The 13187-nt window shown below is 47.3% G+C and carries 9 protein-coding genes; 3 read left to right on the top strand and 6 right to left on the bottom strand.

Features of this window, described 5'->3' with window-relative positions; translation table 11 throughout:
• Positions 1–26 precede the first annotated feature (26 nt).
• On the top strand, positions 27–3134 hold the full coding sequence (locus M0413_RS03745; protein ID WP_069454257.1) for a tetrathionate reductase subunit A: 3108 nt from the start codon (positions 27–29) through the stop codon (positions 3132–3134).
• Positions 3135–3370: 236 nt separating this feature from the next.
• Positions 3371–4681, top strand: coding sequence for a methyl-accepting chemotaxis protein (locus M0413_RS22920; RefSeq protein WP_037421917.1), 1311 nt, complete (start codon positions 3371–3373; stop codon positions 4679–4681).
• Between the two features lie 109 nt (positions 4682–4790).
• On the opposite strand, the gene M0413_RS03730 is transcribed toward M0413_RS22920, so the two are convergent.
• The 5 genes from M0413_RS03730 to M0413_RS03710 form a co-directional block, all read right to left on the bottom strand.
• Positions 4791–5492 carry a DUF3581 domain-containing protein gene (locus tag M0413_RS03730; protein ID WP_037421914.1) on the bottom strand — a complete coding sequence of 234 codons (702 nt, stop codon included), beginning with the start codon at positions 5490–5492 and terminating at the stop codon, positions 4791–4793.
• A gap of 154 nt (positions 5493–5646) precedes the next feature.
• Positions 5647–5877, bottom strand: a complete 231-nt coding sequence (locus M0413_RS03725; protein ID WP_037421910.1) for a hypothetical protein — start codon at positions 5875–5877, stop codon at positions 5647–5649.
• Between the two features lie 92 nt (positions 5878–5969).
• Entirely contained in the window at positions 5970–6380 is a 411-nt protein-coding gene (locus tag M0413_RS03720) for a DUF2391 family protein (protein ID WP_037431171.1), read from the bottom strand.
• Positions 6381–6447: 67 nt separating this feature from the next.
• Complete coding sequence (locus M0413_RS03715) at positions 6448–8226, bottom strand: tetratricopeptide repeat protein (RefSeq protein ID WP_069454255.1); 1779 nt, start codon at positions 8224–8226, stop codon at positions 6448–6450.
• A gap of 112 nt (positions 8227–8338) precedes the next feature.
• Positions 8339–9667: a leucine-rich repeat-containing protein kinase family protein gene (locus M0413_RS03710; protein ID WP_069454254.1), complete on the bottom strand. Its 1329-nt coding sequence runs from the start codon at positions 9665–9667 to the stop codon at positions 8339–8341.
• Positions 9668–10015: 348 nt separating this feature from the next.
• Here M0413_RS03710 and M0413_RS03705 point away from each other — a divergent pair, with 348 nt between their 5' ends.
• Positions 10016–11452, top strand: coding sequence for a LysM peptidoglycan-binding domain-containing protein (locus tag M0413_RS03705; RefSeq protein WP_069454253.1), 1437 nt, complete (start codon positions 10016–10018; stop codon positions 11450–11452).
• A gap of 77 nt (positions 11453–11529) precedes the next feature.
• Here M0413_RS03705 and M0413_RS03700 read toward each other — a convergent pair whose 3' ends face one another.
• On the bottom strand, positions 11530–12891 hold the full coding sequence (locus M0413_RS03700; RefSeq protein WP_069454252.1) for a DUF4397 domain-containing protein: 1362 nt from the start codon (positions 12889–12891) through the stop codon (positions 11530–11532).
• Positions 12892–13187: the final 296 nt, after the last annotated feature.

Genomic DNA, 13187 nt, shown 5'->3' with positions numbered 1-13187 from the left:
GAAGTTACCGCATTAAGGAGTCCGTAATGGATAAGAGTAAACGTCGTTTTATCAAAGGCGCAGCTGTGACGGGTGGCGTGGGGTTATTTGCCGCAGGTTACAGCCATACCTTAGCGCAAATGGGCAAAGGGGTCGTGCATGGCAGTTCGGGGAAAACCACCCAAGATCCCATCCATGGCAATTCGCTAGCCCCTGAATATAAAGTAGATCTAACCTCAGGCCAGCTGATTGGCAACGATGAACAACGCATCGCCAATACCATGTGTCTCGGTTGCTGGACCAAGTGTGGCGTGCGCGCCCGTATTGATAATAAGACAGATAAAATTCTCCGCATCAGCGGCAATCCCTATCATCCGCTCTCGGCGCGGGAACATATCGACTTCGATACCCCGATCAAAACCGCCTTAGTCGGCTTAAGCGCCTATCAAGAGCAAGGCTTACAAGGGCGTTCCACCGCCTGCGCCCGTGGCAATGCCATGTTAGAACAATTAGATAGCCCCTACCGTGTCACCCAATGCCTTAAACGAGTAGGGCCGCGCGGCAGTGGGCAATGGCAAAGCATCAGTTTCGAGCAACTGCTGACTGAGGTTGTCGATGGCGGTGACTTATTTGGTGAGGGGCATGTGGAGGGCTTAAGAGCGATTCGCGATATCAGCACGCCACTCGATACCAATAATCCTGAATACGGCCCCAAAGCTAACCAGCTATTGGTATCGAATGCCTCGGATGAAGGCCGAGATGTGATCATTAAACGCTTTACCTTCAATAGCTTCGGCACGCGAAATTTTGCCAACCACGGCGCCTATTGCGGCTTTACCTATCGCGCAGGTGCGGGTGCCCTGCTCGACGATTTAAAGAAATACGCCCACCTTAAGCCCGACTGGGACAATAGTGAGTTTTTGCTGTTTATCGGTACTTCACCGCAGCAGTCGGGCAACCCTTTTAAACGCCAAGCACGGCAGTTGGCCAACGCTCGGGTCGATGGGCGGGAATTTAGTTATGTGGTGGTATCGCCCATGCTGCCCAACACCTCGAACCAACCCTGCGCAGGTAACAATACTTGGCTGCCGATCCGCCCCGCGACCGACTCAGCCCTCGCCATGGGCATGCTGCGCTGGATTATCGATAACCAGCGCTACGCCAGTGCGTTTTTAACCGCGCCCAATGCCGAGGCGGCGAAAGCAGCAGGCTACCGAGGCTTCAGTAATGCCAGCTTCTTAATCATCAGCACGCCAAATCACCCCAGATACGGCCAATATTTGTATGCCAGCGATCTCGGCTTGCCCTTCGAAGGCAAAGCCTATGGCGAGCAGGACTCTCCACTGGTTGTCGATGCCGCTACTGGGCAGATCCTACCAGCCAGACAATGCGCCAAGGCGCAACTTGAGGTGGAGCAAAGCGTGAATACGCCAAAGGGCGAGCTGAGCGTGAAATCCAGTTTTAAGCTGCTCAGTGAAGCCGCGCGCAGTGTCGAGATGGCCGACTACGCCAAGGAGTGCGATATCAGCGAGACGCAAATTGCCGCACTCGCCCACAAGTTTACTAGCCATGGCACTAAGGCGGCGGTGATCTCCCACGGCGGCACTATGAGTGCAAACGGTTTTTACAGCGCATGGGCGATCATGATGCTTAACGCCATGATTGGTAACCTAAATCTTAAGGGCGGTGCGATAGCTAAGGGTGGCACCTTCCCCGCCTTTGGTGCTGGTCCAAGGTACAATTTGCAGGACTTTGACGGCATGGTCGAACCTAAGGGCGTATTCCTTTCCCGCTCTAAGTTCCCCTACGAGAAAACCTCTGAATATCGCCGTAAAGTCGAAGCGGGAGAGTCGCCCTATCCGTCGAAGGAGCCTTGGTTCCCTATCTCATCGCCCCTACTCGGTGAGCATTTAACTGCGGCTGTGCACGGTTATCCCTATCGACTCAAGGCGTGGATCAACCATATGGGTAATCCGATTTATGGTCAGGCGGGACTCGGCGAAGCCATTGGTGCACAATTAAAAGATCCCAAAGTATTACCGCTATTTATCAGCATCGACAGCTTTATCAATGAGACCTCGGCGCTGTCGGACTACATAGTGCCCGACACCTTAACCTATGAATCTTGGGGCTGGAGCGCTGCGTGGCATGGCACGCTCACCAAAGAAGCCACCGGCCGCTGGCCGATTGTCGAGCCGAGGGTCGCCAAAACTGCCGACGGTGATGTGATTTGTATGGAATCCTTCCTTAGCCAAGTGGCGATAAAGCTCAATCTGCCCGGCTTTGGTGCCAATGCAGTCAAGGCCGCCGATGGCAGTTTGCATCCCCTGAGCCGCGCGGCTGACTTTTCGCTCTACGGCGCAGCAAACGTGGCTTATCTGGGTAAACCCGTTGCCGATATCACTGCCGAGGATATGTACTTCAGTGGTGTTGGGCGCATTCAAGCGGAACTCAATGCCCGGCTAAAACCCGAAGAGGTCAAAAAAGTCAGTTACTTATTTGCCCGTGGTGGCCGCTTTGAGAATATCAGCGCGGGTCGCGACGAGGCGGGCAACCCCAGCAAGGTGTGGCCAAAACCCTTAATGCTGTGGAACCCAGAGGTCGGCAGTCGGCGCAATAGCTTGAGCGGCGAATATATGAGCGGCTGTCCACGGCGTTATCACCCTGCGCTCGCCAACGGCACGCCCTTGGAGCAAGCATTCGATAAGTCACAGTGGCCGCTGCTGATCAGCAGTTATAAGTCGCACACCATGAGTTCGATGAGTATAGGTTCGGACCGTTTACGCCAAGTACACCCCAATAATCCGGTGCGCATCAATGAGCAAACCGCCACCCGTTTTGGCATTAAAACCGGAGACACGGTTAAGATCAGCACGCCTAATGGCAGTGTGGTGGCCTTGGTGGAGTGTGTGGCGGGCGTGCATCCCGACTGCATTGCCATCGAGCACGGCTATGGCCATAAGGAGTTAGGCGCGCGGGACATAGTCATCGATGATAAAAAGATTGCCGCCAATCCGCTGATCCGCGTCGGGGTCAATATGAACGACTTGAATCTGTTCGACCCAAGCCGCCATGGGCGCTATCCGCTGGTGGACTGGGCCAGTGGCGCATCGGCGCGGCAAGGACTCCCAGCCAAAATAGAAAAAATCGCTTAACCCCTAAGCCAAGGTAACAAGGAGGTTACCTTGGCTATCCATTTATCCTGCCCCGTTTTTATAAAAAATGATCTAACCCAACTCTTTGGGAGTATTCTACTTGTTAATAAATGACTCAGAAATCAAGCAACGACTAAAATCCTAGCTATATTTAACACTATCCATGTGGTTCAGATTTTTGGGCATTATGTCGCATAGCCGTTTTTGAGTTTGCCAAACTCATTAGGAGTACTTCAGTGTTTAATTCTTCATTACGTAAAAGCCTTGAAATCAGTGAAACTAAACGCAAGGAAGCTGAAGCCACTATTGACTCAATAAAGGATTGTATTGCCACTATCGAATTCTCGCCAGAAGGCGTTGTTATTGATGCTAACCATATATTTTTGAATGAAATAGGTTATAGCCTGCATGAGATCGTCGGCAAACACCATAGATTATTCTGCTCCTCAGAATTAGCGAATTCACCTAGCTACCAGCAGTTTTGGACAAGCCTAAAATCAGGCCAACCTAAAGAAGGCAATTTTCAACGGTTCCGTAAAGATGGCGAAGAGGTCTGGTTAAGGGCAACTTATTTTCCGATCAAGATGGACGGCAAAGTCATCAAAATTATGAAAATTGCCTCTGACATCACCCAAGATAAACACAAACTCGATGATCAAATGGCCATTTTTACTGCGCTTAATCGTGCCCAAGCCATTATTGAATTTAAACCCGATGGCACCATTTTGCAGGCTAATGAAAAATTCTTAAAAACCATGGGTTATCAAGCTGCGCAAATCGTAGGAAAACACCATCGAATATTATGTTTCGATGCCTTTTATCAACAGAATCCGCGCTTTTGGGATGAACTCAAACACGGTAGATATCAACAAGGACTCTTCGAGCGTAAAAATGCCTATGGGAATTCTGTATGGCTAGAGGCCGTGTATAACCCTGTGGTGGATGAAAATGGCAAAGTGGTTAAAGTCATTAAATTTGCGAGTGATATCACTAAAAGAATTGAGCAAAGTCATGCTGTACGACAAGCGGCGGATATTGCACTTGAGACATCCCAACTCACAGTAGAGCAAGCTATTGAAGGTGTTAAATTACTGGATGCGACAGTTAATACTTCAAATGCTATCGCGGAACAAACGGTAAAAACCACTAAATCTATTACCCAACTCAATGAGCAATCCCAAAGTATTCAAGCGATTGTCGCTACCATTAGCTCCATTGCTGACCAGACGAACCTACTGGCACTTAATGCAGCAATAGAAGCGGCCCGTGCTGGCGAACAGGGACGAGGCTTTGCTGTGGTGGCCGATGAGGTACGTCAGCTTGCCGCAAGGACCAGTAAATCCACCAATGAAATTGCCGCAGTGGTTGAGAAAAATAGCCAGCTAACCGCCAGTGCCACCAGCATGATGAACGAGGTGGAGCGAATCGCTGAACAAGGTAAACAGCAGTTAGTAGAAGTGACAACTGTGATGAGCCATATTCGTACTGGCGCGGAAAATGTCGCCAATACCGTATCCCAACTGTCGATTGATGAGCAACATCGTTAGCATTAAAACCCCTTGGTTTGGGATACAGTCAATCATTATCCCAAACCACTGTTTATCCCCAATTATCTCGCCCTAGAGACCTGACCGATAAAGCGGGCCTTAGATCAAATTAAAACTCGGTTTTTCGCCCTTCGTAGGCGGCACACATCTGCTGCATTTGCGCCTCTTCGTAGGGGCGAAGGCCACTCATCACTAAGGTTTTAATTCCGGTACCGACTAAGATATCGCCGCTGTGCAGTTCAAAGTGCAGCGTCACATCGCCACGCTTGCCATCAATCTTAAGCTCTTGTTCTACAAGCGATAGGTTTACTTCAACAAAGTCGAGTGTCGTCAAGTCGAATGACATGCTTTCGTAGATTACTAAGGGACGCTCAGGATTGATCATCACTTGATGTTGTTTCATCAAGGGCATCAGAATGTCGATAAAATTGTGTCCCGAGAAGGCCACATAATTACGAATAAAAGATTCGGTTTGTGCATCACAACGGCTAGCATCACCTTGGCGAGTGACATGTAAATAGGTTTTATCGCGGTTATCGCAAATCGAAAAGCTGTCGTTCACTTGTTCAGGAAATTGCAGCTCAACCCCATCACCGACCATGCCAGCAAAGGTAAACTTCATGCTTTGGCTTAGCCCATATTGGGTTAAGACTAAGGCAAATAACAAATCGCCAGGCACACAAAAACGTTTTGCGCCCACATCGTGGATAGGGTTAAAGTCTTGAGCGATTTTTTTAGCGAAGTCACTGGCTTGTTGTGCAGAAACAGAAATTGATTGATTTTGCTTTGAAAAATAAGGCGATAGAAACATATTCACTCGTTCTTTAATGGCTCAACATTGGGCTAACAACATAATGGTCACGAGTCTACCTCAGTTTTGGCATTTCACTCACCCGATGACTTGAGCAACCAGATACAAGCTAGAGTCATGGCACTCGGCTGCACCATGACCATATTTGTTAGGACTAGACTCGCTTAAATTCTCGCTTTAATTGAAAACTCTCATCGGTCACTAGCTGCTCTAATACTTCAACCCGTTCGCGAAGTTTATCAAGTTCAATATGTAACAACTGGTTATCTGCCTGAAGCTTATTATTGGCAGAACTACCGCGCTCGCGGATTTTCATAATCGCGACCGCATATCCTCCCACAATGGCAAAAATCGGGATAAGTAATGCAAGGGTTGCTGGGTTCATAATGCGTCCTTTTACAATCGATCTATTGGGTTCCAGTATGAGCAACATAACCTAAATGCACCAGTGACAAAAGTCATGACATCAGCCCACACTTATTCCTTATCGAAGCTATCCACCACAATCGCTCCCATAGAAGCGGGCATGCTAATCACGATAATCCGTTTAAAGGAAGTCATGGTGTCGTCAATTAAGGGCAACTTATCGAGACACAAGAGCACTAAACTGACGACACAAGCACTTATCAAATAGGCAATAATAATCCGGAAAATAAATACCGGCAGGCGGTGACGAATATTCTGCTGGAACACACTCTGGTAAGTAAACGCTCCGAGAAACAGCAACGACAAACCAAATAACATCAGCAAATTCAGTAGTGGTAAGGTTTCTCCGAGTTGCCATGCCTCTTCAGAAAAACCGATGGGCACCGCGAGCGCAAAGGCACCTACACACACTTGAATCGCATCTTCGGTATTAAAACGATAGGTATCAAATTGAAAAGCCATAGCTTAATCTCCCTGTCTTGCCTATGGCTTGAATAAGCCTGTTATCGAGTTATCCCTGTTAACTTAGCTACAGGCGCTCTTCAAGGGATTTGAGTCTTTCTTTCGCTTGAGCGGCATAATCATTTGAAAAACGCTCAGCCAATACGAGACTTTGCTGGTACAGGATTTGTGCACGCTTGGGATCGGCATCGCCGCCCTCTCCAGCATCGAGTAAACTGGCCAATTGAAAATAAGCCTTACCAAGCACATCTTGTTGAATACCTTGCTTTTCACCTTGAGAGGCAACCTTATCAAGCCAATAACGAGCTCTTTGTGGGTTACGCTGCGCTGGTTTCAATAAGATATCGGCATATTCTGCGGCAGCATACAAATCCCGCTCGGCGGCAATCTCCCAAAACTCTTGGCTTTGTTCAAAATCCTCTAGCCAATAATAGTAATCACTGGCAGCGCTAAGGGCCAAAGCGGGGTCAGCCTGCACACTCAAGCGATAATTGGCTAATGCCGCCGCTGCATCATGGTAGGGCGACCAAGGCAATACTTGGTAGAGAGCCATCATACTCATAGCCTCTGGCACACCTTGACTAACCAACTGTTTTAACTGCTCCCAAGCCTTAACTTCTGCGCTTTTTGCCTCGGCGGTATTTGACTTGCCTTGCAGTATGGTCTCAAAGGGCTTACGAATAAGTGCCATTTTGGCATCCATATCCCCAAGCCTAGCCGCACGTTGTAACCAATATTGGCTCTGCTCAACCTCCCCCGCATAGGCGGCCTGTGATTGCATCCACTGAATAGCAATTAAGTCATCACCCTCGGCCGCCTCTCGATAGAATTTACGCGCTTTTTCTTTATCCTGCGCCAGTGCATGACCTGCCCAATAGATGTGCGCTAGCAATCGCTTATCTTCGGCCTTGGTGCTTGCGCTTAAGGTATTGAGCATAGATTCAGGCTTACCATAGGCATAGAGATGCACATCTCCACGCGGATAACGATATTCGGTACCATCGGGGTAATGCACCGAAATATCGTCAGCTTGGCGCCACACATTCACTTGATAATCAGGCAAAACCTCTGGATTAAACTGCACCCGCAGCACAGCCTCTTTATCGAAACGCACCATTTGCGTTGCACTGCTCGACCATAAACTGCTGGTCGACTGCAAATTACTCTTAAGCTTTACCTCAAAGGGGCTATCTGTTTTGGGGCTATAGATAACCACTGGGTAATACACAGGATTAAGGGTAAGCGGTAACGCGGCAACCAAATTAGTATCTTCTTCACTGCCAGCAAGTATGGGTTCGATAGTTAGCTCTTGGCTTAAATAAAATCCATCATGGGGCGAGGCTTTGGCCGGTGGCTCGCTCGATGTTAATAATGGTGACGTATGTAAATAGTTGTCTTTTAATGACTTAACCCTTTGCCATATGGGATGACTTGGCATCAAGTTAAGGTCAAGGACTAAGTCCTCCAACTGCCAATCGCAATCTCCGCCCCCTTGTAAGGCTAACGTAAGGGTGAATGGTTTAGCGACAGCGCCACTTTCAAGCGATTGACGCAATACCGAGCTTTTATTCAATGTGGCGCGATAGGGATTGGCAATATCACCATTCGGGAAACGGATTTCTTTGCGGGTACAAAGAGAGGAAGTGTAATAACCCACAAGTTCTAGTTGGGTATGAGCAGGTAAACTCCCCATAAACTCAAAACGCTGTGCATTATTGGGTGGTGTAGTTTGGTCAACAGGTTGTTCAGGCTGCCAAAGGTTATCCCAAAATCCAGCCCAAACGGGTGCAGAGAAAAACGAGCTTACGCAGAGGCTAAGCCAAACCAGTTTTGAAATCGAACTCATAATGCCAGCTCTCCATTGCTGATGAGATTGAGTCGCTCTTGATTAAATATCTCTACATCGGTTTTCACCAATGGAACCACCCCTCGAGTTTATTCATACCATATGCGCTAACTTAACACAGCGCAGTTAATGTTTTCGCGATATCACTAAACCGTGGACGGCAGGATAATTCCGGCTGCATGCAGAGTGCTTTTAACTGTCGCAGTTGAGCGCGCAGCGCTTCATCATCATTGGCACCAGCAAAGGGCAATAAGTCATCAATCAAACAGCCTAGGGCCCGCACCTCTATGGCCTGCATGGCATTACGCTCCGATGTAGATAATTTTGCTAAGTTTGAGGCGGCGCCAAAGTCACCGAATAATAGTGACATTTGCTGATTAATCATCATATTGTGCGCATAAACATCCCCATGACTGATATGTTGGGCGTGCATATGCGCTAGGGTGTCAGCCAATTGCAAAGCTATTTTAGTAATATCTTTCAGGCTGAACTTGGTCCCCGCCTTAAAGGTGTCGCGGGTACAGGTTTCAAGGGAAGGCGGTAAACCTAAGTTATAAAATCCTTGGGGAATTAGCGACATCACTAGCCCTAGCTGATCCTGTTGGCTGATATGCGCTAATACCTTGATAAGATTGGGATGCTCGCCCGTGGTTAAACAACAATCCAATTCATCGGCAGGGTAACCGTCACTGGTCACCTCCCCTTTAAATAGCTTCACTGCAATATGTTCGCTCCCCGTGGCAGCCACCATTGCGGAATTTAACCAACGCCCTTGGTAAATAATACCGGAGGCACCTTCACCTAATTTGTCTCCGAGTTCGATGTCCGCTAGTGTCACATTGGGCACACTGGCCACATCGGCATGGGGATCGACCAGCGTATGACTAAAGGGATTGCCCGCAAACGCCAGCCAAGTAAGTTTGGGTAGCTTAAACAACCAACTCGGCAGCGCGGCTAAGGCATTTGCCGATAAACGCACTAACTCTAAGTTATGGCATTGGGCCATGGATGCTGGCAGCGAGGTTAAGCGATTGCCCGCTAAGGCTAATTTTTGCAAACGCTGCAACTGCCCCATACACTCCGGCAAGGCGGTGATTTGGTTATCCGTTAAGATCAACCAGCGAGTGTGCAAGGGCAATGACGCCTCAGGTACCGAATGAATTTGATTCGCCTTAAAGCCTATCATCTCCAGTTTCGGACACTGGCCTAACACCTCTGGCAGCACTTCAAAGCGGTTATTCGAAGCAAACAAAATCTTCAAATGGGCTAAGCGAGGTAAATCGTCGGGCAGTGAACTTAACTGGTTATTGGATAAATCGAGGATCTCCAGCGTATCGGCTAAATCAAAGATTTCCTGCGGAAACTCAGTGAGGTTTTCAACCAACTGTAATCGAGTAACCCCTTGTAATTGTCCTGCTTTTAACTGCGTTAACGTCTGCACTCTCTAACCCACATCAATGAAAAATCGCTGCTATGTTAGCTTATTTAGTGGTAAATCTAAATGTGACCTAGGTGGTCAAATTATCAGCAAAGCTATCCAGAAACCGCAAAACAGATTAGCATGTGCAACATTATCTATACCCAAGCAACCTAAAGATATCAGTTTCAGAGCGCCTAGGGTGCTCTCATTCAAGGTGCATCAAGGACAAATGTCGACCACATTTTGAATTGCTGCAATACAGAAATGGCGTACACAAACACTCCGTTTCGGCAGTCTTAAACACAGAAGCCTGCATCGAGTTAGGCTGTTTGGGTATAACGCCAAGTTAGCAAAAATGACAGGATAATCATGCGGAAAACCTTTCGCCAACCGAGTGCATTAGCAGTGCTAATGATCGCCATGTTGACAGCCCAACTCAGTGGCTGTGCGACAACATCGGCGCAAACCTCGCCCATGGAATTTGCCACCACAGCTCCAGAAGCTGAAGGTGATAGCGGAGATACCACACAATCTCATCATGATAAAAAAGAGGTTGTCGACGAGCGCTATGCCGATGTATGGGAGAAAATTCAACACGCCCGTACTATTGATGTGCATGACGATGCAGAAGTACGCAAACAGCGTAACTTTTTCGATGATAAGCAAAAGTTTATGACTCAGGTGACCCAGCGTGCCGAGCCATTTTTATACTATATTGTGAGTCAACTCGAAGCCCGCAATATGCCACTAGAACTGGCACTATTACCAATTGTCGAAAGTGGTTATAACCCGCTGGCGCAAGCAAATGGCCCCGCCGGACTTTGGCAAATGATCCCCGCTACGGGCCGAAACTTTGGCCTAACGATCAACTCAGCCTACGATGGTCGCAAAGATGCATTGGCCTCGACCGATGCCGTACTCGACTATTTACAGCATTTACACGACACCTTAGGTAACGACTGGATTAACGCCGTTGCGGGCTACAACAGTGGCGAATTAGTGATTAAAGCCGCTATCGATAGAAACAAAGCTAAAGGCAAACCTACGGATTTCTGGTCGCTGAATATTCCTGCTCGCCAAGTACAAACCGTGCCTAAGTGGCTGGCATTTATCCAAATTATCCGCGCCCCAAGCCATTACAATCTCAAAGTAATGCCAATTGCAAACCGCCCATTTTTGGAACGCTTACCCGCTCCCAATGGCGTTGAAATAAGCCAAATCGCCAATGCTGCGGGACTCACTAAAGCGGAGTTCAAAACCTATAACCCAGGATACCGTCAAAACGTGATCCCCAGTAAAGGCAAATACCAAATTGCCCTGCCGATTGAAAACATTGGCCACTATCAAGAAAATCAGCACAAGCTCTATGCTCAAAAACGTTACGACAGCCAAACCTATATCGTGAAATCCGGTGATAGCTTAGGTTCGATTGCGGCTAGATTTGATTTATCAGTCAAAGAGTTAAAACAGGCAAATAATCTGACCTCTGATCGCCTAAAAGTCGGCCAAGAGCTCACGCTATTAACGCCAATGGCGGCCAATGATAATGAGCCAGAGCCCGCAAAAGCTAAGGCTAAAACAGACAAATCATCGACCAAAGCGAATGCGAGTAGCACTAAAGCCGCCACCTCAAAATCGACCGATAAACCAGTGGCTAAAGCCAAAACCTACAAAGTAAAATCAGGGGATTCACTGGATAAAATCGCGCGTAAAAACAAGGTGAAACTCGCCGATTTAATGAAGTGGAATCAGCTCAATGCCAAGAGCATTATTAAACCCGGCCAAGAGCTAAAACTGTCAGAATAGAGACTGCTAAAACGAAAAAGCACTACCTAGGTAGTGCTTTTTTATTGCCCAATTTATTTACAGCTCAACCGCTGCGATTAAAGCTTAACTAGGTTATAGCCAAAGCTAGTTGAGGCATCCTTATTCAGCACCATAGTGATGTTGTCTTGATTATTAAAATCGATCATATCAGAGGCGTAAACCACCGTTTTTGAGCCATTTTCTACCGAGATGACCTTAATCGAATACTCACCTTTAGGCACCACTAATGATTGCGGTGCTGTCGGATTAACCGCACTGATCTTATAGGTTGCCGTATCAATAGTGTCGTTCGCCTTTAAGAAGTACAACGTAAGGTTACTCTTATCGGCAAAACTCACGATATCGAACTTGAAGCTGTAGGGACTTGGCGTTTGAGTTTGTTTCATCTCCATCGCCTTCACTTGGCTGCCCTGCTCGTAAATAAAGATGGTTTTAATATCATCTTGATTAAGGGTGATTAGCACATTGTCGAGTAATTTCGCTTGGCTAGTATGGTCAAATACGCTCACGCCAAAGTCATTAAACTCGGCACCTTTATAGGCTGTTACGCCAAAGGGGGCCACATTGCTAAATAGCGCTTCTTGTTTACTACTCACCACTTTCACATCAACATTATGTGTGGCCAAGCCATTAAACACTCTAAAATCAACACTGCTTTCGAGGGCGACATGGTTACGCACATTGGTGGTAGAGTCGACGCTGTCTAAACTGATTTTAGCGGCTGATGCGCCAAAGCTTTCCCTTAAAATCAACTTATAGGGCACCTTGGTTTTAAAGCTAATGCTCGCCGTGGTGTAGCTGATATTGGTCGTCCCTGCGGCAGTCAGATAAATTTTGTAGTCGCCCGTATCCAAAATTTGTGGCGTTGAAACCTCACCATAGGAGACGCTGCCAAGCATCACCGCATCGGCAAAGCCTTTATCCGCCTTGGCAATATACGCATCGTACGCTGGTGCATTGGTTGCGGTATGGGCAATCAACAACTGCATTTTGCTCTTGTCTGCCTCGGCATTTTGTTTATCAAGCTCGGTGCGCGAGTAATTGATATTCAAAAGGGCTGGCGAGGCAAAATCCCCATGCAAAACAAAGAAATGATCCGTTGCCGTTTTTAAATCGATATTCTCTTTATAGAGCGAAATATCTTTATTTGCCGCATCCTTACCCATCACCTCGACAGCACTCACGCCGGGAGTTGATGTAAAGCGTGGCATCGCATCGGCGTAACTCACACTTTCATAGGTTTTATCGCCAATCTTCAGCGCGGTATCAGTGCTGCCAACTGTCGCGTTGTAAAATTGCACATAGGTATCGGTTTTGGAGGTATCCTCATCCTTGTTATTATCGGAGCCACCGCAAGCAGTAACCCCTAAACAGGCGAAGGTCATTACTGCGAATCCTTTGAGTTTATTGTTAAGCATTGTATCCCTCATTTGCAGACAAAATTTCAGTTCAGTCTACGCAGTTATACAATGACAACAATGGCAATTTCCACTCAAAACAAAAACAAATATTTTACAAACTCAAACACTTAACAAACATTTCAGCAACCAAGCTAATATTGATACAAATCACATTTTTCGGGCGCTGAATTGATACAAATACCTTTTGCGATACGTTTACTTACAACTCAAATAACTTCTTTTACGCTAAAAATTATTTGGCTTTAAGCACAGGCGTTCGGACTTTAACCTGCTTTGGCTCCATCCCAAGATAC

Origin of the sequence: Shewanella sp. 8A (assembly GCF_023475945.1) — a bacterium.
Lineage (GTDB): Bacteria > Pseudomonadota > Gammaproteobacteria > Enterobacterales > Shewanellaceae > Shewanella > Shewanella xiamenensis.
This window is presented reverse-complemented; position numbering and strand designations above follow the sequence as displayed.